General features: G+C 62.1%; 27 protein-coding genes. 2 read left to right on the forward strand and 25 right to left on the reverse strand.

Translation table 11 applies throughout. The features are described 5' to 3' along the window. Window positions 1-39: 39 nt before the first annotated feature. Window positions 40-1,638 (reverse strand): DNA cytosine methyltransferase, encoded by a 1,599-nt coding sequence (locus tag JZI28_RS13975; protein ID WP_375697988.1) that lies wholly within the window; start codon window positions 1,636-1,638, stop codon window positions 40-42. 67 nt (window positions 1,639-1,705) lie between these two features. Between JZI28_RS13975 and JZI28_RS13980 the strand changes: the two genes are divergently transcribed. Continuing rightward, a complete protein-coding gene (locus JZI28_RS13980; protein WP_375697989.1) occupies window positions 1,706-2,173 on the forward strand; it encodes a very short patch repair endonuclease in 468 nt (155 codons plus the stop codon). Window positions 2,174-2,216: 43 nt separating this feature from the next. On the opposite strand, the gene JZI28_RS13985 is transcribed toward JZI28_RS13980, so the two are convergent. The 6 genes from JZI28_RS13985 to JZI28_RS14010 form a co-directional block, all read right to left on the reverse strand. Beyond that, the gene (locus tag JZI28_RS13985; RefSeq protein WP_375697990.1) at window positions 2,217-2,414 is read right to left on the reverse strand and encodes a hypothetical protein; all 198 of its coding nucleotides are present in this window, start codon (window positions 2,412-2,414) and stop codon (window positions 2,217-2,219) included. Window positions 2,415-2,488: 74 nt separating this feature from the next. Next, window positions 2,489-2,998, reverse strand: a complete 510-nt coding sequence (locus tag JZI28_RS13990; RefSeq protein ID WP_375697991.1) for a GNAT family N-acetyltransferase — start codon at window positions 2,996-2,998, stop codon at window positions 2,489-2,491. Between the two features lie 5 nt (window positions 2,999-3,003). Further along, window positions 3,004-3,393 carry a hypothetical protein gene (locus tag JZI28_RS13995; protein WP_375697992.1) on the reverse strand — a complete coding sequence of 130 codons (390 nt, stop codon included), beginning with the start codon at window positions 3,391-3,393 and terminating at the stop codon, window positions 3,004-3,006. 28 nt (window positions 3,394-3,421) lie between these two features. After that, the gene (locus JZI28_RS14000) at window positions 3,422-4,255 is read right to left on the reverse strand and encodes a hypothetical protein (protein WP_375697993.1); all 834 of its coding nucleotides are present in this window, start codon (window positions 4,253-4,255) and stop codon (window positions 3,422-3,424) included. Between the two features lie 45 nt (window positions 4,256-4,300). Further along, window positions 4,301-5,416: a head decoration protein gene (locus JZI28_RS14005; protein WP_375697994.1), complete on the reverse strand. Its 1,116-nt coding sequence runs from the start codon at window positions 5,414-5,416 to the stop codon at window positions 4,301-4,303. Window positions 5,417-5,645: 229 nt separating this feature from the next. Then, window positions 5,646-5,993 carry a hypothetical protein gene (locus JZI28_RS14010; protein ID WP_375697995.1) on the reverse strand — a complete coding sequence of 116 codons (348 nt, stop codon included), beginning with the start codon at window positions 5,991-5,993 and terminating at the stop codon, window positions 5,646-5,648. A gap of 86 nt (window positions 5,994-6,079) precedes the next feature. Here JZI28_RS14010 and JZI28_RS14015 point away from each other — a divergent pair, with 86 nt between their 5' ends. Further along, window positions 6,080-6,763, forward strand: coding sequence for a UPF0149 family protein (locus tag JZI28_RS14015; RefSeq protein WP_375697996.1), 684 nt, complete (start codon window positions 6,080-6,082; stop codon window positions 6,761-6,763). A gap of 155 nt (window positions 6,764-6,918) precedes the next feature. Here the strand turns inward: JZI28_RS14015 and JZI28_RS14020 are convergent, their stop codons facing one another. The 18 genes from JZI28_RS14020 to JZI28_RS14105 form a co-directional block, all read right to left on the reverse strand. After that, window positions 6,919-7,182, reverse strand: coding sequence for a hypothetical protein (locus tag JZI28_RS14020; protein ID WP_375697997.1), 264 nt, complete (start codon window positions 7,180-7,182; stop codon window positions 6,919-6,921). Beyond that, on the reverse strand, window positions 7,179-8,111 hold the full coding sequence (locus JZI28_RS14025) for a TIGR02594 family protein (RefSeq protein ID WP_375697998.1): 933 nt from the start codon (window positions 8,109-8,111) through the stop codon (window positions 7,179-7,181). Before JZI28_RS14025 ends, JZI28_RS14020 begins: the two co-directional genes overlap by 4 nt. An 83-nt stretch (window positions 8,112-8,194) precedes the next feature. Beyond that, the gene (locus tag JZI28_RS14030; RefSeq protein WP_375697999.1) at window positions 8,195-8,506 is read right to left on the reverse strand and encodes a phage holin family protein; all 312 of its coding nucleotides are present in this window, start codon (window positions 8,504-8,506) and stop codon (window positions 8,195-8,197) included. A gap of 27 nt (window positions 8,507-8,533) precedes the next feature. Next, window positions 8,534-8,764, reverse strand: a complete 231-nt coding sequence (locus JZI28_RS14035) for a hypothetical protein (RefSeq protein ID WP_375698000.1) — start codon at window positions 8,762-8,764, stop codon at window positions 8,534-8,536. A gap of 101 nt (window positions 8,765-8,865) precedes the next feature. After that, window positions 8,866-11,430, reverse strand: coding sequence for a phage tail protein (locus tag JZI28_RS14040; protein ID WP_375698001.1), 2,565 nt, complete (start codon window positions 11,428-11,430; stop codon window positions 8,866-8,868). Window positions 11,431-11,435: 5 nt separating this feature from the next. Then, a complete protein-coding gene (locus JZI28_RS14045; RefSeq protein ID WP_375698002.1) occupies window positions 11,436-11,840 on the reverse strand; it encodes a DUF6950 family protein in 405 nt (134 codons plus the stop codon). Beyond that, window positions 11,837-12,397, reverse strand: a complete 561-nt coding sequence (locus JZI28_RS14050) for a hypothetical protein (RefSeq protein WP_375698003.1) — start codon at window positions 12,395-12,397, stop codon at window positions 11,837-11,839. The genes JZI28_RS14045 and JZI28_RS14050 overlap by 4 nt, the downstream gene beginning before the upstream one ends. Next, window positions 12,397-12,993 (reverse strand): hypothetical protein, encoded by a 597-nt coding sequence (locus JZI28_RS14055; RefSeq protein ID WP_375698004.1) that lies wholly within the window; start codon window positions 12,991-12,993, stop codon window positions 12,397-12,399. The genes JZI28_RS14050 and JZI28_RS14055 overlap by 1 nt, the downstream gene beginning before the upstream one ends. After that, window positions 12,990-15,431, reverse strand: a complete 2,442-nt coding sequence (locus JZI28_RS14060; RefSeq protein WP_375698005.1) for a phage tail tape measure C-terminal domain-containing protein — start codon at window positions 15,429-15,431, stop codon at window positions 12,990-12,992. Before JZI28_RS14060 ends, JZI28_RS14055 begins: the two co-directional genes overlap by 4 nt. Beyond that, complete coding sequence (locus JZI28_RS14065) at window positions 15,424-15,600, reverse strand: hypothetical protein (RefSeq protein ID WP_375698006.1); 177 nt, start codon at window positions 15,598-15,600, stop codon at window positions 15,424-15,426. The genes JZI28_RS14060 and JZI28_RS14065 overlap by 8 nt, the downstream gene beginning before the upstream one ends. A 164-nt stretch (window positions 15,601-15,764) precedes the next feature. Continuing rightward, window positions 15,765-16,133: a hypothetical protein gene (locus JZI28_RS14070; protein WP_375698007.1), complete on the reverse strand. Its 369-nt coding sequence runs from the start codon at window positions 16,131-16,133 to the stop codon at window positions 15,765-15,767. After that, the gene (locus JZI28_RS14075) at window positions 16,133-17,074 is read right to left on the reverse strand and encodes a phage tail tube protein (RefSeq protein ID WP_375698008.1); all 942 of its coding nucleotides are present in this window, start codon (window positions 17,072-17,074) and stop codon (window positions 16,133-16,135) included. Before JZI28_RS14075 ends, JZI28_RS14070 begins: the two co-directional genes overlap by 1 nt. A 25-nt stretch (window positions 17,075-17,099) precedes the next feature. Then, on the reverse strand, window positions 17,100-17,519 hold the full coding sequence (locus tag JZI28_RS14080; RefSeq protein WP_093321770.1) for an acyl-CoA transferase: 420 nt from the start codon (window positions 17,517-17,519) through the stop codon (window positions 17,100-17,102). Between the two features lie 120 nt (window positions 17,520-17,639). Next, a complete protein-coding gene (locus JZI28_RS14085) occupies window positions 17,640-17,915 on the reverse strand; it encodes a GFA family protein (protein ID WP_375698009.1) in 276 nt (91 codons plus the stop codon). 274 nt (window positions 17,916-18,189) lie between these two features. Further along, on the reverse strand, window positions 18,190-18,819 hold the full coding sequence (locus JZI28_RS14090) for a DUF6441 family protein (RefSeq protein WP_093321773.1): 630 nt from the start codon (window positions 18,817-18,819) through the stop codon (window positions 18,190-18,192). Beyond that, complete coding sequence (locus JZI28_RS14095) at window positions 18,816-19,127, reverse strand: hypothetical protein (RefSeq protein ID WP_375698010.1); 312 nt, start codon at window positions 19,125-19,127, stop codon at window positions 18,816-18,818. Before JZI28_RS14095 ends, JZI28_RS14090 begins: the two co-directional genes overlap by 4 nt. Beyond that, entirely contained in the window at window positions 19,127-20,140 is a 1,014-nt protein-coding gene (locus JZI28_RS14100; RefSeq protein ID WP_170846691.1) for a major capsid protein, read from the reverse strand. The genes JZI28_RS14095 and JZI28_RS14100 overlap by 1 nt, the downstream gene beginning before the upstream one ends. A 25-nt stretch (window positions 20,141-20,165) precedes the next feature. Then, window positions 20,166-20,543, reverse strand: a complete 378-nt coding sequence (locus JZI28_RS14105) for a head decoration protein (protein WP_093321781.1) — start codon at window positions 20,541-20,543, stop codon at window positions 20,166-20,168. Window position 20,544 lies beyond the last annotated feature (1 nt).

Genomic DNA, 20,544 nt, shown 5'->3' on the forward strand with positions numbered 1-20,544 from the left:
CGTGCTTGGTCAAAGTTATTCGGAAAACCATTTCCGAAATCAGTCAAAAAGATCGTTTCGAATCCGATCCGACACCCTGTTGTCCTTGGCTCTTGACGCGCTTTTATCGGAAAGCGCAGTCAGAAGAAGTTGAGAGATCTGCCTTGCAAGGAACGGCGGAACTGCGTTTCCGACCTGGACATATTGCTGGGTCCTATTGCCTAGGAACAGATAGTCGTCGGGGAAGGTCTGCAGCCGAGCAGCCTCGCGCACTGTCAGGCTCCGACACTGCATCGGATCAGGATGGATGAAGTAATGTCCATCCTTGGAGATGTGGCTCGTTACCGTAGTCGCGGCCGCGTCGGCCAGTTGGACACGAAATCGGTCATTGAAGACGCCGCTGTGCCAGTTCCGATGATCCGGGCTGAGCGCGAGGGGAAAATCGGCAGCCTTCGGGCTGTAGCCACGCACTGCCCCGAACACAGCGGCGAACAGATACCGTCCAAGATCCGAGGGCATGTGCCCGCGTGTTTCGTGCTGGGCAATGGCGCGCAGTTCTGGCCGCTCAAGCCAGCGCAGCAGTTCATCGTTCGAGGTGCCATAGCCATCCGGCAGGCATGATGCCGTCCGACGGCTCGGCGCTCCCGATTTCATTCGCTTGGCAACGGATGAGAATGCCTCCCGAAGCGGAGCGTTCTCTCTCCCCTTATGGATTTTGGCCAGAAGTTTCGCCGCTTCGACCACCTCGTCTCGCCACGCCGATGAATCGTCTCGACCACGACTGATGCCGCTACGCAGGTCGGGCATCGTCCCGATCACGTCGCTGACCGTTCGGGTCAGACCCGAGACCGCAATCTCGGCAAGCACAGCCTTGCCCGCAAGGTCGGACCGAATTCCGACGATAATCACCCTGTGGCGTCGTTGCGGTACACCGAACTCCTCGGCCCGCACAATGAAATCAGACGGTCGCGCTGCCTCTTGCAGGCTGGCTTTTCCATCTTCCACGCGGACTGCCAGCAGATCGTAGTGATGACCTTGGCCCGTACCAAGCGAGGACAGGTCCTCCATCAGCATCTCGAAGACAAGTCGGCTTTCGACAGTCGAGGACAGCATGCCCTTGACGTTTTCCATCACGAAAGCGGCGGGACGCAGCCTGTCGAGCACGCGGATGTATTCTCGGAACAGGTAATGCCGCTCATCCTCTTCAGGCACATAGCCGATCTTGCCCTTGGCCCGGGCGCGCCCGACCAGGGAATAAGCCTGACAGGGCGGTCCGCCGATCAGAATCGTATCGTCATATTTCTTGCGCAGCTTCGCGATGGCACCGTCTATCGCCGTCGCAGCAGCCTCGGTGCCGAGTTCGAGTGCACGAGCCTCATCGATGGCAAGCTGCCATGCTTCGGCGTCGACTGCTGACCAATCCGGCTCGGGGATAAGCCCCGCATGGAAATCGATGAATTGATCGGGCAAGGCTCCGTGGAGCGCCTGGTATTCTCGCAGGAACGCGCGCAGCGTCAGAGTGCGATGGGCCGATGCCTCCTTCTCGACCGAGATGCCGATCTGGAACGGCGCATGTTCGCCCTCGACGAGGGAGGCAAAGCCCTCGCCAAGTCCGCCCGGACCGGCGAACAGATCAACAATGCCGAAAGTGGCTGACAAATCAGGCTCCTGACGAAACTCATTCAGTCGTTGTATACTAGGTTCCAGATCGAAGACCAGGGTGCACGTGACCGATATCGTAGACAGACAGACCCGATCCCGGATGATGGCAGGGATCAAGGGGAAGGATACGAAGCCCGAACTGGTGCTTCGGCGGGCACTTCATGCACGCGGCTTCCGTTACCGGCTGCATTCGAAGAATGTCCCCGGGCGACCTGATCTCGTGTTTCCGAAGCATCACGCAATCGTCTTCGTGCATGGCTGTTTTTGGCACCGCCATAAGGGCTGTCGCTACACAACCACTCCATCGACGCGTCCAGAGTTCTGGCAGGCGAAGTTCGACGCGAATGTGACCCGGGACGGCGCTATACAGGGCCAGTTGTTAGAGGCAGGATGGCGGGTCGCAACGGTGTGGGAGTGTTCACTGCGCAAGACTGACCAATTGGCAGCAACGGTCGAGCTTCTTGCAGCATGGCTCTCTTCGAACGGCAGGCAGCTTGAAGTTGGCGAAAAGGACATCAAGCATTCCGAGTGATCGATACTCTGCAGACTGCACTGAAAACCAAGTGGAACTGACTCTATCTGCAGCTGCGCACCTGATCCCGCATCACGGCGTAATCGCCCATCATCTCAACAATGACCGATCCGTCCGGCAGCATCGCCAATTCCTCGACCGCCCGCATTTTAAACTCCGTGCTGCATTCCACGACCGGCGGACAAGCCACCACGCCGTCCGCTTCAAATCCCGCCGTTGCGCAGCCGGTTAACCAGCTCATCGCGATCACAATGGCGGCGTGCTGGTCCGTTAAAGCCTGAGCGCGGGTAGAAACCAGCCGCTAGGAAACTGTTTCTATGATGCCCGGGAAATACTCCGCAAAAAAACTGCTTGCCTCCGTCTCGAGCCGACCTCGACCGCTCCATCCAGGCCAGCAGCCCAATCCTCAAGTTCCTTCGTCGCAAACCCATGCAGCAACGTATGGGTAAATTTAGGGTTTGATCGCCGCACCTGATCCGTGAGCGCCAGCGTCAGGCCTTGCCCCCAATAATCCGGATGCAAGTAGACAAAATGCGTGCAGCCTACCTTTGCGAGATCAATTCCGTCACGGATCATGCGAACCTTGAGCGGCACCCAGTCGGGATCTGTAATGAAGTGATGGCAAGCCCCAAGACAGACGCACCCGATAAGGCGGTCCCCTTCCCAGGCCAGCGCGGCGGTATCGCCACGTTTGGCAAAACTCTCCAGCGCCGCCATCGCGTCTGTGGGCGGAAGGCCCTTGGTCTCACGCACTGCGGTCACGATCTCTGCAATCGTTTCAAACTGCGACGCGGCGTCGGCAAGCTGGATCTGTTCGTATCGCATCAGAATTACACCTCGATGGTTTGGGCAAGATTGAACAGGTCGTCTAAATCGGACTCGGTGAGCGCCGCCCCATCCGGCCATGTCAGATAAGGCGCAAGGCTATTGAGGAGCGGACTTGAGCGACGGAACTCGACCGCCTCTGTCCAGGCAAGCCGGGTCATGGCATCCATGCCCGCCATCAAGCTCTCAACCTGGTCAAGAAGACCCATCTGCAGGAGCGCTGCCTTCGCCTGGAATCGGGAAACGACCGGGTCTGGCGTGGCGGGACCATCATCCGCTACCGGTGCATATGGCGTGACGGATCCGTAACCACCTCCACGGGCGATGTCGTATTCCGGATTCACGCCTTTTTCGAATGTTGCAATCGTGTCGGGATCGATATCGATAGCGATCAAGTCGCCATCTTCCGTCAAGAACCGCGGATTATACACTGTTGCCCTCCACTGCTTTCAAGATGCCGGGATAGAGATCCTCCCCCCCTGTCTGGAAGCGGACGTTGCGGATGTAGATATTGTGATATTGGATATCTTTTCCGGACCCGGTGGTCGCACCTTTGTACTGAACCGTCACCTGATCTCCCATTTTCACGGCGACATCGGCGGTTTTCGTGACCCAACTGGTCGTCGCCGTATAGGTCGCGATTGTGGTCCAGGAACCATTGCGCAAGCGCCGAATACGGGTTTGAGGGCCTGAGCTACCTGTATGCATCAGATCATGCACAACGCGGATCGTGCCGCCTTGCAAAAACTCGAAGGTATGGCGCGTGATCCAACTGGTACTGGTGGTGTTGGTTTGCCCATCAACTCGACTTCGAATGTTCGCGCCCGCCGAAAGCGACGGCAAACCAGATGTTGCGCTGAAGACGAACTTCTGAGTGCCGGTTCCTCCCAGCCCCGTATTGGTGATGGCAATACCGTCACCCGCTTCAATGTTCGCCCCGTCAAGAACCGTGACCGCGCCATCTACGCCTTGTTGCGTGCGGTAGAGGATCAATCCCTGCGAGGCATCAAAGCCCAGATCGCCATCGCCGGTGAGACCCGATTTCTCCAGATTGTCGAAGGTTAGCTTGCGGGCACTGAGGTTTTCGAAGTCCTCATCCTGCCCTGCGTTTGCAAGCCGCTGGATGCTCTGGCTCCCATCGTCGCGTTTCAGATAGAGCTTGCCGTCATGGGTGTTGACCGCAAGCTCGCCGAGATCCAGTTGCCCTGTCGTGGGCACTTTTCCCGCCACGGCGGAGCGTTTCATCTTGAGGGCCATATGGCCTGCCTCCTTTTCTGACTATGAAGTCGAAGCTGTCGGGGATCAGAAGGTCCCGCCATCGAGCGCGACCCCGGAGATACTGCCACCGGTGATGGTCACGTTGCTGGCCGCCTGGGTGGCAATGGATCCAAGCCCGAGGTTCGAACGCGCTGTTGCCTTGTTCGGCACATCCGCCAGGTTCGACGCCTTGGCCAGTTTGTCTGCGAGCGCATTTGTTACCGTCGTAGCGAAGTTCGGGTCATCTCCGAGGGCGGCAGCCAACTCATTCAGCGTGTCCATGGCACCGGGAGCAGCATCGATCAGCGCGCCGATGGCGGCCGAAACAAAAGCGGTCGTGGCAACTTGCGTTGTGCTGGTGCCATTGGTCGCCGTGGGCGCAGTCGGCGTGCCGGTCAATGCGGGCGATGCCAAAGGCGCTTTGGCGTCCAAGGCGCCTTGCAGCCCTGTCACCTGGGAGATGGCATGGCTGTGCGCAGATGGCGTGAAGCTGGACGGTTTGCCGGTGATGCCAGTCCAGGGCACGCTGTCGGCCGCCTCAGCCGCATCGACCTTGCCGTCGGCATCGCTGTCATAGGCGGCCTTGAGCATGTCGCCCGCCCCAAAGCCCGCAAGGGCTGACTGCACGAAGGCCGTGGTCGCGATCTGGGTCGTGTTCGTGCCGGATATGGGTGTTGGCGCGGTTGGTGCGCCGCTCAGCGCGGGTGAAGCCAGGGGGGCCTTTCCATTGAGCGCCGTCTGCAGTCCCGTCACATCGGCGATCACATGGCCATGCGCATCGTCTGATTTTCCATCGAGCGCCGTCTGCAGCCCACTCACATCCCCGATTGCGTGCCCGTGGCCGGCCGCTGCCTTTCCCCCAAGTCCCGCATCGAACTGCGACTTGCGCACAAGGTCGGCTCCTGCGGACGCGTCTTGCGAGGATTTGGGGACCACGGAAAAAGTCTTGGCACCTGCGATAGTCTGGGAATTACCAAGATCCATGAACGCCCCGCGCCCGCCGAGCGGCAGGATCGTGGTGGCGTTGCCTGATCCGTCATCCCCCTTGCCGACATAAAGCGTATCGTTGACCTCGTTGTGGGCCAGTTCGCCGGATTTGAGCGCGGCCGGCGCACCAGAATTGCCCGAGACGCGACGTTTGAGCTGGATGGTATTGGCCATCAAAAATGCCCTCCATTGATGGGAGTATCGGTGGGTAGAATGGTGATCCCGGGCGCGCCCTGATCGCCCTTGTCCCCGGGTGGGCCCGGGATACCTTGCGGTCCTGGCGTGCCGAGCAGACGCAGTCTGATTGGACCAGCGGCAAGCCGTAGCGTGATCGGTTCATGTGAAGCGACCCGCAGCCGGATGGGACCCATTGCGGCGCTGAGATTGACGATCCCGGACATGACTAAAGCCCTCGTGTCACCGGCAGCAGAACGGGGATTTCCAGAAAGACATTCAGGTGCTGCGGTGGGACGAGATCGGTTCGCACCAGATCCAGAACGACCGACCCAGGCGTGAGTTCGGCCGTCACAGTCTCAGGCATGATCAGCTCGAGCCGGCTCTCGCCGCAGCCCAGGATCGTGCCACTTTCGCTGCTCAGTGTGGCCAGCACGGTTTCGTCGTTGACCTTGCCCCGCAGCTGCCCGGCAAAACGCGCCTCATCTGGAAACAGCGCACCCTCTGCCTCGAGCTGCAGACGGTATTCATAGCCAACGAGCACGGCCGGACCTTCGGTCAAAGTGGCAGTCGTCATGTTTAGCTCCAAAAGCCGGTATTGCGCCGGATTGCGACTTGGCAAACTCACGGCTAAGAAACCCCGGAAATGCCGGGAGAAACTGCATGGGACAATCCGAACAAAACCTCGATCGCCTCAGCGTGTTGCTGCATGCGCTGCCCACGGACAACATGCCCATGACGCTCAGCGAGCTGGATGGGTATGTGACCGGCGTTCTGGCCTGTCCGGATATGATTCCACCATCCGAATGGTTGCCGCACGTTTGGGGGGAAACAGGCGAAGCCGAGTTTCCTGACCAGAAGACGGCCGAAGAGACAATCGGTGCCGTCATGGCCCATTACAATTCCGTGGCCGACGCGATCACGCATTCGCTCTGGATTGAGCCTATCTATGAGGTCGATCCCAACAGCGATGACACCCTCTGGGAACCCTGGGTCGATGGGTTTACCCGCGCGATGGGCCTCAGACCGGATACCTGGTCACACCTGCTGGATGCAGCAGATGAAGAAACGCAGGCGACGATGATCTTCATCATGGCGCTGCAGGACATCAACATCGGAAAAAGCAATTTCACGGATGACGAGATCGATGAGATCGACCGTGAGGCTCCCGATCTGATCCCGAACTGCGTGGCGACGATCCTCCACCAATCTCGCCCCGAACTCGCCGGGCAGGTTCCGGCCAACCTCCCGGACCAACCGTTCAAAGCTGGTCCGCGACCCGGCCGGAACGATCCATGTTCCTGCGGTTCGGGCCGCAAATACAAGCAGTGTTGCGGCCGCAACTGAAAGCCACGGGTCAACGTCACGGGCGCCATCCACAAAGACGCGCGCCGATTTCATTGTGGGCGAGGATCTGGGTTTTGGTGTTCTCCGAAAGCACATCGGCGCGCGCTGGACGGATTGGCTGGGCCCAATCACAATCCTCACGCAGGAAACGCCGGTCAGTCGCGCATCCAGCGGTCAAGGCGGCGATCGCGGTCAGCAGGATCAGAGGTTTCAACATCATGACGGATATCCCTCGAGGTTGTGAGCGCGCGAATACGGGCCTCGGCACGGCGGGTCGCATAGGCCGCCTTGCCGGCCGCCCTGCCCCGACGCCAGGTGATTGCCAGCGCCATGATCAGCGCCAGACCGAGGCTGAGCCAAAGAGCCATCCGTCGCCACAGCCCCGCCAGCATGCTGGTGATCACCCCCACCACGTTCACATCGTCCTTCCGCTACGGTGATCCTCGATCCGGGCATGGCGGGCATGCACCGCGCTGGCGATCACAACGACAAAGCAGAGTACGCCAATCCATGGCGCCAGTCCTGACAGCCGATCGTTCAAGCTGAGCAGATCGAACAGCCGCGCCAACCCGTCCTGCGCGGCCTCGGCGTCTGACAGGATCGGTGCGGCCTGGGCTGACACGGTTCCAACTACTCCAAAAAGTCCGACACCGATCTGGGCGTCACTGGCAGCAACAATGCGACTACGCTTCGGCATGCCGGCTGCACGCTCCGGCGCGACGGGTCGCAGACTTGCTGCCACCAGGGCCTCCTCCAAAGCCACATCGATGATCGGGACCAACGGCAATGCATGATCATCACAAAAAGCAAGGATAGCGCCCCGCGTTCGTGGTCCAAGCAGACCGTCGGCAACTCCAACCTCATGATAGCCGAGGTCCTTCAGACGTTTCTGAACTTGGCGCACGGACAGGCGCGTAGCCGGCGATACGTGTCCGGCTCGACGAATACCGAGCAGTTTCGAACTCGGATAGCGCCTGACATTGACCGCATGCCCCTGGTTGCCGCCCAGCCCCCAGACCCAGCCGCCTTCGATCCGATCGACAAAGAAGACATGGCCCTGCCAACCGGAAGATCCACGCGGGATGATGCCAATGTCGCCGGGTTGCGCCTCTGCGATGTCGACCTGCACGCCCCAGGTGAGATAGGAGCGCGCGGTCAGTTTGCGGGTCGAGCGGATCCCAGCCTGTTCCAGACAGTGGCCCACAAAGGCTGCGCACCAGGCCACGCTGTCATGCTCCACCCAATCGTGGCCGACCGTAGCGTACATCTCGAGAATGACTGGATTGTTTTCCGGCCCGGGCCCTTCAGTGGTGCCGATGTAGGATTTGGCGATGTCATAAGGGGTCATGGCAATAGCCTCCTTGCCCCGCGCGCGGAACGGCGGGTGAGTTGAATGGTGGTTTTCTGTTTGTCGTGTTGGGCTGAAGCCCTCTACTTCTTGCGCCCGAGCCAGGCGCAGAGCAGCGCTTCCGTGCCACGGGGTCCAAGATAGGCCAGCATGGCCACCAACCCGGTACTGACCGGCTGTGTCAGTCCGAGGTAGGTTGCCACCGCTTCACCAATGATCGCCATGCCGACCGCAACAGGGACCTCCCACAAGAGCTCCTTGCCAACGAAATGACGCCGACCAAGCTTGACCTCGCCGGAGTGGTACATCAGCCGCCCTGTAAAAGCGCCGATCAGCGTGGTCAGCGCGCCGCCAAAGAAGCTGTTGATGGTTTCGATGAAACTGCCTTCGGTCATGATGGTCTTCCAGATGATTCGGTTTTGTCAGTAGGTGCCGCCATCGAGGAACTCCTGCCACACGCTGTCCTGCGCATCGCGGATCTTCAGAACGGGCGGAGAAGTACTGGTGTCGAACCACAGCATGCCCGGGCGTGTATCGGTCGGCTCGGTCGGTCCGGCATTCGCCGATTGGATCGCGGCCAGCACCTCATTGATCCTGGTGCGCACCGCCAGACCGCTGTCGTTTTCGATCACATAGCTTTGGGTTTGAGCCATATCCGTTCATTCCGTTTTCCGAAGAAACCCTGCATGGGCGTTCCCGTTCGTGGCGTAGCCGAGAGGCAGGGAACGACCATTCATTCTTAACGGAATGAACGTCACGCCACCTCGTCCGCATGAAGCCGCAGGGCACTGACCACCGGCGTAAACGCAGGGTCGCCCGTCCTGAGCCAGGCCCGTGCCTCGATTGCCCGGGCTTCGATTTCATGGTTGTCGACACGGCCCCAGGGGCCCCAACTGGGCGTCCCGAGGGGATCGTCGTCAGTTTCCCGCACTTCCACGACCACGTCGATCTCCGCCCCTTCCGTGCCGTCAAAATCCGCCCAGGTATCGATCAACTCCGCCCGTGCATCGATCTGATCCAGAAGCGCCAGCGCCGCCACGCTGATCTGGCTGCGCAGTCGCAGGCGGCGGACCGCACCGAAATCTAGCCCCGCCCCAAAGCTGTAGAGGCCTTCCAGCTTGGTGGTGCCGGGCACGCCAGCCTCGTCCGTGCTCGTGGCCAGCCGCAGCGTGCTGCCAACCACGGCTAGATCCGTCGTCCCGCCCGGAAAGCCCGGGTCAGCCTGCAGACTGTCGATGGGCGCAAAGCTCAGCGCCTGTGCCCCTTTGGTGCTCACCGTCGTCACCGGCCCAAGCCGACCGCCGCTGTCCTCGGCCCGGAGCAAATAAATGCCGGGTTTGAGCGGCACCACGGCAATGGCCTCCGATCCCGCCACCCGATCCATGGAATAGCTGTTGGCCCAGGTCGGGATGCTTTCGGTGCTGTGGCGAATGACGATATTGCCCGCCACGCGCACATCCGGATCGGCCGCCCTGGTCCATTTCAGGATGGCAAGACCGCCCGCGGTCTGCAGCGTCAAGTTTCGAAGCGCCTCTGGCGGAGCGGTCAGCCCGAGGATTTCTGCCTCACGCGTGCGCCAGTCGGAGGACACACCCAATACCGAGATCGCCTTCACGCGGAACTTCCAGTGCCCCGGGCTCGCATCGCGTAATTCCAACGTGGTGCCAGAGGTGCGACCATAATCGAGCCAGGCTCCCCCGTCACACTGCCCCTCCAGCTGATACTGGCCGACAAAGCTGGAGGCAGCCGCCGCCCAGGTCACCCGGATCAAAACCTTTGCGCCCCCGCCGTCGCGGGTAACATAAAGCTCCTCGGAGATCTCCGGCCGCCCCGGAGCCGCCGCGGCAAAAGCCGATGGCAGGTTCGTGCGTGGCGCGGCTGCGTAGATTTGCTCTTCGGAGGCGGCCCAATCGTAGATCAGCGGTGAGGTCTCGCGCAGAACCAGTTCCGGCACCAAAAGCGGCGCATCGCCCATCTGCACGAGATCCAGCCGCATCGACTGCACATCAAAGGGCTTTGTGGCAAAGCCCCAGCGGGCATAATCAAGCTGAACGGCCTCCCCCACGGCCACGGACCAGGCGCTTAACTTGCCATCAAGTTTCACGCTCATCTGGCGCCGGGCACGCTCAAGCTCGATCTTTGCCAGCCTCTGGGCTGCCGCAGCCGATATTGTGAACGGCAGCGCAATATCGCGCCAAATCTGTTCGCCGCCATCTTCAGAAAGGTAGACGTCCGAGGCATAAGCCGGGAAGTCATCCGGCTGCCAGTCATTCTCGGGGCTGACAAACTGTCCCCGCACCGCATTGAAGTTCGAGGCCCGGCTGAGACGCGTGGTGAGCTGCAGACCGCCCTCGCGCAGATCGTCCACGCCGAGAGTGATCTCCGGGATGCGATAGGCCCCGGCCTGCAGACGCCATCGCCCGCCCTGCCAGATGCAGCGCCCGGCCATGGCAGTCAGCATTGCCTCGATGATGGTCTTCGGGCTTTCAGACAGCGTCACAACACCATTGCAGCTGTATCGCGGTTCCGTTCCGCCAGCTGCAAGCGGCACCACCTCGTCGCAGATATTCGCGGCCTCAACCAGCGTATCGACATCGATGCCGTCCTCAGCGCCGATGCCAGCCCCAATCCCGTAGGTCGCGTGCGCCATGTAATCGGCCACGCAGAGGGCGGCGTTTTCTGTGTAGACCTGTTCTCCAGAACGCGGGTCCAGAATGTCATCCTTGCCTTCAAGATCCACCGTGATGTTGGGAATGCCGCCCGGAAAGGCGTCCGCATCGTAGGTGAGGCGCAGATAGATCGCGGCGCAGCCTGCCAAGCGGTGCTCCTCCGTCCAGTGCTCGGAGACCTCTTCGACAAGCCCTGCAAAGGCTGACTGGCCTTCAGCTCCGAGGCGCTTCTCCACTGTGACCTTGCCGGACCAACGCCCCTGCGCCGTGCTGTCGGAATCGATGGCCTCTTCGCCCTCGAAGTAGATTGCCCCGATCGATTTGACGCGATGGGCCGCCAGCACGATGACCAGATGCAAGTACTGATCCTTGTCGCCATTGGCATGGAGAAAGACGATCACCCCGCCCTTGCGCGCGCGGCCATAGACCATCTCCCTGGGCATCACCGGCTCGCGCACGGTCACGGTTCGTGCCTGCATCGCCACCGTGGGCTGTGGCATCAGCGCTTGCGCGGCCGCCGACAGCAGCATCGAGGCACCGAAGTTTGCCGCGATCCCGATGAGACCGCCGGCCGCCAGCGCAGCCCCGATCCCGCCCGCGGCAAGGGCCGCGCCGCCAAGTGCGGCAACCCCAAGAACAACTGGTGGCATGAGGCTCAGACCCTCCAGGCGAGCGAGCAGTCAGAGAGCGAAATAAAAACGAGACCATCCGGGGCAACGAACGCAACTTTGGCGCCAACGCAAACCCCGAATGCCGGATCTGTTCCGCCAAGGACCAGATCGCCGCGCTTGGCTTGCAGAACAGAGGGCAATGGCATCCCGAGCAGATCCCGCCCCGCCGCCTCGAGACTGTCCCAGCCAAGGCGTTTCATGACGCGATGCGCGCCCAGTGCGGTGCGATAGCGTCCTCGCCAACTGGCAGCGATGTCTTCACCACCGGTCAGGTCACGCCGAACATCGAAGGCCCAGGTTGCGCAATCGTGAGCGCCCCAGCAAAAAGGTATCTCCCGCGCCGCCTTGATGGCATCAGCCAGTCGGCTTTGCCAATCCGACCGTCTCACCCGCGCCCCCAGGTGATTTCCTTGTCCTGAATGGTCGTGACATGTTCAAAGCCACGGTCGCCGGGGTGAAGCGCCTGCTGGCTTTCATGGGTGTAGCGCCAGCTGCGCGATGTATTGAGATCGATGAGCCGGCTTTCATAGCTGATGGTCACGGTGCAGCTTTGCGCGTTGTCCGTGATTTCCGGCACATCGAGCCGCCCCTGGAAGGCCTGCACCGGATCGGCAATGACGCTGTGGGTATCATCCAGAAGCCCCAACCAGACCCGCCCCGGCTTGCCCTGCCGCGCTTCCTCGATGGCAATCCCAACCATCTCCAGCGGCACGCCCGAGAGCGAGATCACGGTGCCGCTGGCCACCACATCGCTGGTTTCCTCAAGGGTGCCTATGCTGATGAGGCTGCCCATCCCGGTCCAGATCTTGCCGTCCCAGGAAAGCTCCCCGAGCCCTGACCAGACTCGCACCCAGCCTGAAGCAAACTCCCCCTCAAAGAGCAGAATGGGGCGCAACGACGGTTCTGACAGCGCCGTCGCAAAACCGGCTGTGACATCACGGCTCATCAGAGCGCCTCTCGGGCGGTCACGCTGAAACGGTGGCTGTCCGCTCGGGTAATGCGGGTTGGCACCGGGCCGGTGAGCCGCAGCAGGACAGCAGGCGAGATAATGTCGATTGCAGCGCCGATCTGAGGCACCGACCGCAGGCGTGGCGTAATCTGCAGGGTCGCTGCACCCGAGGCATCTGCGATCACATCTGCGGTAATCTGGTGGAACCGTGTATCGGCGTCGTTGCCAAGCGAGATGAAGTCACCGATCTCGAGTGCGGGCAATGAGGGCGCCCACCCGCTTGTGGCAAGCGCATTCCCGGTTTGCCCACCGCTGCTGACAATGGGATCGGCCTGAATGTCTGAGCGACCGGTTGAGGGGTCGCGGAACAGGAACATCCCCCGCATGCCACCCAGTGCGGCAAAGAAAGCCGACAGGCGTCGCGCATTCCGGCCTTTGGTCAGCGCCATCTCGAAGGTGAACTCCCACCATTCCCCGCCCCAGTCCTGAACCTGCTGGCTGCCGGTAAAACCAGAGGTGGCGGCTGTCACACTCGTGACCAGTCGCCGCTCGAGGTTTTCCACGAGATGCAAGGGAAGCATTGGAACCGTCATATGGCGTAACCTCTGGCGCGGCGCTCGGCGACGCTCTGGATGGCAACACGTTTGATTTCCGGCAGCGCAGCACGGAGCCGGGCATCGATTTGTTCCGCCACGCCCATCTGCGCCCCACGGGCATCAATGTTGACGGTGACGCCGCCGGACCCCTGGCTCGCACGGCCATACTCGGCTGCTTCGCGGCGGTTCAGCACCCGCTCCCCGCGTTGCAGGATCGTCGGCACTTCGTCGGGCCGAAGTCCCGCCCAGCCTCCGGCGTGTAGTCTTGGCGCGCCAGCGAAGGCCAGCGCAGGCACCTGCCTTTGATGGCCAGACAAACCGACGATGCCGCCTGCATGCGAGACCGCCGCCGTCACAGACCCACCGCCGAAAATGCCGGATAGCGCGTTGGCGAGAGGCCCCAACACCGCACGTTTGAAAGCGAGAACCGCAAGATCGGCAAGGATTGAGCGCACGAGGCTTTTGAAATCGAGCTTGCCGGTCTCGACGAAGCTGCGAAAGGCGCTCTCCGCCCCGCGAAAGGCTCCCATAAGGCTCTCGCCAAGACCCTTGCCCAAATCAAGCGCCGACTTTGCGTAGTCTGAGAGTGATTTCGAGACGGCACCAAAGCCTGTGACGATAGCGTCCTTGGCCTTGCTCGACGCACCACCCGCCCTGCTCACCGCATCCGCAAAGCGGTCCGCAGAGGTGGTGGCCTCGTCCAGCGCCGCTGCCCCATCGCCGCCTGCGTCTGCGACGGCATCCCGCAGCGCACCCCAAGAGGTCAGCGGCGCCGTGGCCCCCGTGGCCAGATCGGTTGCTGCCTGACGATATGTGTTGGCGGTCGCCAGCGCCTCAGCGGCGATGCCATCAAGGCCAAGGTCCGAGGCGGCCAGAGGATTGTCCTCGAAGGCTCGCCGAAAAGCCTCCGCAGCGGCTGTACCGGCATCGGCCGAAGCCCCTGTAAAGGGGTTTTCAATGTCGCCGAGACTGATCTCGCCAATCTCGCCGAAGGTGGTCTCGATGCCAACGGCGGCCAGCGCATCGCGGATACGGCCGGTGAAGGCGTCGATCCGTCGGATCGCCCCGTTCAGCATCGCCTCGATCCCGTCGAGCATGCGATTGGCAGCCGAGAAGACAAGATCCCCGATCACGTCTGGCAAGCGCGACCAGATCTCGCGCACAGCGAGAAGCGCACCCTCAAACGTGTTGGCGGTGGCATTGCCGAAGCCGACCACACTCTCAATCGCACCCGCCATACCCGTCGCGGCATCGGCCTTCAGATCGTAGAACATCGCCGTGGCCCGGGCACCTGCAGCCGACGCCCCCATCTTGATCCGCTCCCAAACCTCGACGGTGACCTCCTTCAAGAGCCGCATGGCCTCTCCGAAGCCGCCGGCCCCGGACGCCAGACGGGTGAACCAGTAGACCAGCTCGCCCGCCCCGACGATGAGCGCGCCAATGCCGGTGCGAATGAGAGCGCCTTTCAGGATAACGAGAGTCGTGGCCAGACCGCGCACCGAGAGCGCGGCCGCAGCCATGGCGGCCATCCAACGACCCGCCAGGAATGTTGCGAAGGTTCCGGCATAAATCGCCAGCCGATCGAGATTGGTGAGCACCGCATCAAACGCTCGGCTGATCGGGCTCGTGCTTGACGCGAGCGCCACAAAGGCGTTGGCCACTGCCTCCAGCGAGGGTGCCAGTGCCACAGCGATCCGGTTGCGCACACCGGTGAACACTTGGCCGATACTGACCAATGCCAGTTCTGACCGGCGCATCGCGGCGATCGCATCGGCATCGAGTACGGTCCCAAGGCGCTCGGCCTGCGCCCCAAGCCGGGTCATCTCGGACCCGCCGTTTTGAAGAAGCGGGATGAGCCGGGTCGCATCCGACGCCATGGCCTCGAGATAGAAGGTCATTTCCTGTTGGCTGACGCCCGCCCGCTCGAGGCTGTCGACATAGAGCTGAAGCGCCTCCGGCCCCGAGAGCCGGGCAAACTGGTCCGCCGTCACGCCCACACGTGGTGCGATGTTTTCGAAGAAGTCGGCCATCGGCCCGCCGCCGGTCTGCAGGAAATCCCCCACCCGGTCGTTCACGTCCTTCAGGATATCAGCGAGTTTTTCTTGCTCGATGCCCACTGTGGCCGAAGCCGCCGACCAGCGCTGGAAGACCTCCGGGTTGGCGTTGGCAACCTGCGACAGTTGCCCGATCTCGTTGGCGGTCGCCACCGTGGATCGGGTCATGGACACCACAGCGGCGCTGAGCGCGGCAGCTGCGGCCGTTGCCGCAATCCGCGCCCGGCGTCCGAAAGCCGCCATACGGGCGTTGGCCTGTTCCATTTCCCGCGACAGACGCCCGAAGCCGCTTGAGCCGGCTTTGCCGACCCCTTCGAGCTCGGCGCGCACCTGGCGGCCGCCGGTGGCCGAGAGGCGCACGGATACCTTTTTCTCAGCCATTGCTTTGCTCGATTTCTTCGTTGGTTTTGCGCACCATCACCGCCTCGATGGGCGGTAATAGTTCCGCGATGGTGAGTGGCGAAAGCCCGAGGGCCGCGCCAAGTTGCAGGGCCGCACCCATGTCCCAGCCGATGGCCACTCCTCCACCCATGCCGCCTATGACTCGCATCTGTCCTCCGAGGCGCTGGACCAGATCCCAGATCTGCCAGCCTTCCAAAGTGAGCGGCGCGTTAATTGTCCGAGGGCATTCCGGGCAGGCCGATATGCCCCCATCACATGGGCAGGCCGCGCAATAGTCGCCGCCCCCGCCGAACTCCCAGTCGGCGAGAGCGGTCAGGCGTTTTTTTCCTGCTCCAAGATCAAAGCGCCGGCGATGTATTTGGTCTGGAACGCCTCGAAGATCGGCCAGATTTCCAGAAGGGCGTCGATGCCGGAGGGCGTGACAGGCAGTGGTTTGTCCTCCGTGTCTCCGACGCCCTCCCAGTCCTTCACGACGATGCGCGCCACCGCTTTCGCCACGATGCGCGCAAGGTCGTCGTTCGAGGCGGCATCTTCGCCCTCGGCCACCTGTGTGGCGGCCAGGATCGCGGGATCGCTGCGTGCGGCAAGCATGACAGCGGTGGTCAGGGGCTCGACAAGCAGGCGCACGCCGTGGCCGAGATCAAGCCAGTGCGGCTCATTGGAAAGGTTCAATCGCAACATTAGTATGTTTCCCGGTCATTGATGAGAGTGACGGTACACATGCGGCCGACACTCGGATCGCTCGCCGCCTGCCAGTCAAAGGTCGCCTGCACGCCTTGGGGGCCCGAGATCTCGATCCGGGGCCGCGGCAGGTAAACTGCATGTGCCGTGAGCGTCAGGCTCTCACCACTTGCCAGCGTGTAGGAAAACTCCAGCTCGCAGGCCTCGCCGTTGATCGCCTGTTGCACGAGCGTCTGGTCGGCAAAGCGCACGACGACATTGCCAGTGAGCGCAGCAATGGACGGGTCTGCCCCGTCGATCTTGCCATCAGCGCGGATGGTCTCGATACGGTCGAGATTGTTGGCGTAGGTGATGTCGGCTGAGACGACGTTCCCGATATTGGCGCCGTTGCGTGTTACCGCCCCGTTGAAGTGGCCGAAGCGATTCAGCGTGATGTTAGCAAGCGTTCCCGCTGCCGTGGTCGTACCAATGTTCTCGCCCTGCGCCACGATGTTGGCTGTGGCGGTCAGAAGCCCCGACCGCGCCACCTGCCAGCTCAGACTGTCGACCATGCAACCCGAATACATCGCGTAGCGCGGTACCTCGGGCATGCCCGTCTCGATCGAGAAGGACGGCAACGACCAGTTCCCCGAGCGGAATTCGTGGGTATAGGGGGCTTCAGCGCCGGTGGTCATGGGCGTTCCAAAACCCGCCTTTAGCCAAAAGCCGAAGGCCTCGGCATCAATCGGCACGACGACATCACCATCCGCCGTCACTGCATCCTTGATCGGTGCCTGCGGATCCCGGCCGTAGCCCAGGAGTTCCGATGTCTGCAGCGGTTGCTCGGCCCCCAACGTCGTGCTTGCGAATGGCAGCCTCAAAAAACCGCTCGCAGGCGGCGTGCCATAGGTTGTCTCGAACGCAAGCGCCATTTGCGCCCGCGCCCCTTGGGCTCGTGCCATGTTTCAACTCCTCAGATGTTTGGGGTCAGCTGAGCGGGTCAGCCGTTGAATAGTGCAGCACCACCGGGATCACGGCGGCTTTCAGGCTGGTCGCGCCTTCGACCGGTAGATCGACAGGCTGCGGCGCTTCCGCCTCAATCCAATCGCAAAGGCCACCGAGCGTTCGGTCGTCAGCGAGCGCTGTCCCAATACCGGCGGACAGCCTGTCTAAGGCCGCGTCGCGGTCGGTGCCCTGCACGACCGCCTCGATCTCGGCGCGATGCTGGTAATGGTAGGCGAGCGGCGACAGCGTGACCTCCGGTTCCCCCGGATCACCGTCGCGCAGGATCAGCAGGCCTGCTACCGGAATGCGTTCGGGCAGCACTTCACCGCGCAGAGAGGTGGCGGGCAGTGCCGAAAGCCGCGCATGCAGCGCGATGAGGATGGTTTCGCGAAAGGTGGGCATGGGTGTTTGCTATCGTGCAGGTGCGGAGAAGGTCCATTTCGAAACCAAGCTCTGGATGCTGCGCCCTGCGCGAATGTCAGCTGACGACTGATGTCGACAAAAACAGCGACATTGGCAAAATCAGGCAGGCATTCCATCTGCTTTCGGGAGATTGGGGTCCATCTTATCCCACGGCTGTGCGCTGTTAACGTAAATGTCACGACTTGGCGCGTACCAGCTCGGATCATCCAGGCTCCCTGCGAACAGGATCATAGCCCCCTCACTTGCCTTGTTGATCAGGAACAGCGGTGACCCACAGTCAGAACAGAAGCCGCGAAGCATCGCATGGCCGCGATCTGCTCGGCGCTCGAACCACTTTGGGTCCCCTTTTTCGAGCTTGAAATCTGCCTGTTTCACCAGGACAGCCGGAAGATATGCACTTCCAGTAGCCTGCTGGCAATCACGGCAATGGCAATTCCCCATGTATCGGGCAATACCTTCGGACCTGTATCGGATTGCTCCGCACGCGCAGCCACCGGTGAACTGTTCTGGCAACATAAGTATTCCTCCCTCGTGTATCTTAGGAAGGAGAACCAATTTCGCAACACCATTAAGGTCCTGCGAGGCTGTGTTGGGAGAGCGCTCCTTGGACCATTGGGAGCCAAGGGCAGGTTTGTCCGCATAGCCGATGTCACAACCTTCCCCCCAGCCAGTCCGCCACGATCAGCCCCGGCAAGCTGTCATGCGCGCGCTCTGCGTCGCGCGCCAAATCGAGCCGTTTCGCCAGCTTCACCTGCGGCACCAGAAGGAAGATCGGCACCGTGGCCCGTCCGCGCCCGGTCTTCGAGCGCGATACCACGCCGAGCCCGCGGTTGTTCAACCGCCCATCGGCGACGAGCAGGCTTGGCCCTCGACGGCGGTAAACAAAGCGCAGCCGCAAGCCCCGTCGCCGTTCCCATTCGCCAGGCGTGATCCTTCCACCCCGCAACCCGCGTCCAGCGGCCTGCGTCGGGATTGCCAGCCAGAACCCATCTTTCGACCGGATCAGCGGCCCCGTGTCATGCGCGCCGACGATCACCGGCGCCTTCGACCAGACAAGTGCCGCAGCGTTCAGGCTTTCGCCCGTCTTCGGATAAGTCTGGCTCCGGATCGAGTTGGCGAGCCGCCGACCGAGTCCGGCTTGTGCAATCTGCCCGCGCCAAGACGTCTTGAGCCCGGTGCCAGCTTCCCGCATCGCCGTGGTCACGGCCTTTTCACCGGCTTTGATCTCGGCCGCCATCACGGCAACCAGATCAGGTGTGATGTCGAAGCCGAGTTTCATGCGGGAGCCAGGTCCAAGGTCCAGATGAGCCGCTCCCGGTCACGGCGCGGCTCACCCTGTATCAGGAAGGTTTCTTCGCCGATGAGTATCTGCTCCTGCGGCCGCGGATCAGGGATGTCACCGGCAAGCACGTCGATCCGCGTTGTTTCCGACATGAGCCGCGCCGTCCCGAACTCCGTGATCTCGTCGGGACGGCGGAGAATCCCGCGCGCCTGCGTAAACCGTCCCTCCATATCCCGATGCCAGATTTCGACCGATATATTGGGATCGACAAACAGCATGCCGACCGCGGCGGCAAAGGCGGTCATCAGGTCCGCTTCGCCGTCCGCAGAACCTGCGGACGGGTGCAGATCGGCAGCGGGTTGCTCTCGATTTCGAGCCGCACCCATTCGTCACGGTCCCTGTCGGGGATCGTGCGTGCGTAGAGCGGCAGGCCGAGGGTGTTGACCGTCTCGAAGGTGTCCGCAGGGGCATGGTAGATCTCGAAGAGGCCCTCCACTCCTTCGGGATAGAAGAAGGCCTTGTCGGTTGGCACGCCAAAGCCCGCCCCACCCCGGTAACGGCGGAAAGTAATGCCACCAAAGCTGACCTCATCGGCGACCCTGCCGCGCAGATCGGCAGCAGCGGCGGTGTTGAGATAGGTCTCGCGCACCTCCTTGTGGGCGATGAGATCAGCAAAAAAGGCCGACCCGCATTCAGCGCGGACCTGCACGGCCCCGGCGGCGAGCCCGCCCATGCTGTCTTCCACGCTTTCGATCAGCGCCTGGCAGCGTTTGCGCAGCACCCCGGAGCCGGGTGTCGCATTGTCGAGATCGAAATCGATCTCAGTGGCGGGAGTGATGCCGAACTCGGTGAAGTAGTTGATCACCGTGGCGCTGTCCTTGGGATCCTTCACGATGCCCTGAATGCCATTCAGCAGGTGATATTCGAACGTCGCCTCCGCATCCTGGCGCAGACGGCCAAGCTTTCGGGCGACCTCGCTTTGCACCTGCTGGGTGGCGCTTTCCGAGCCGAAGTCACGAATGCCCTGGATTTCCGAGGCCCAGAGCACGTCCTGCTTCTTGAACTGGCGGCACACAAAGGCGCGCATGTCGCGACGCTCGGGGACCTGTTGCTCGGCAGCCGAGCCACGTTCGGAGAACGGGATCAGCGACAGCGTACCGTCCCGGCTCTCGATCACGACGGTGCGCGAGCGCACGCCGCGCGGCGAGAACAGGCTGGCACCCGACAGGATCGCGGGCTTGAAGGGAATGTTTTCCAGAGCGCGGGTGAGTTCGATGATGGTGAAGGCATCGCCTTCGAAGATATCCATGGTGGTCATGGGAATGCCTCCGTTGAGAGTTTGATCAGCGAACGAGGATGCCGACCGCCAGCAGCGCGGCATGGGCGGCGGCAATCTCGCCCTCGCTGGGGGTACCGACAAAGACGAGATCGTGGCGATTGACGATGGCGGAACCGCGAACGAGTGCGACGGCTGGCACGTCGCCGCCCGTGGCATCGGCCTTGCCCCAGAGCACCGCCACCGCGGTTTCCGTGCCATCGACGGCGGCGGGATCATGGGCGGCGTATTTGCCAGACGCGGTGATCTTGCCCAGCACCGTGCCCGGATCGAGCGTGGCAAACGCTGTTCCTGTGGCGACGGTGATGGTTTCGCGGGTGAAGTCGCGGAAGGCTTCCCAAACGAGGAAGCCTCCGGGATGCGTGTTCTCGGTGAGCGTAGTCACG

Origin of the sequence: Pseudophaeobacter sp. TrK17 (assembly GCF_042192375.1) — a bacterium.
In the GTDB taxonomy this organism is placed as follows: domain Bacteria; phylum Pseudomonadota; class Alphaproteobacteria; order Rhodobacterales; family Rhodobacteraceae; genus Pseudophaeobacter.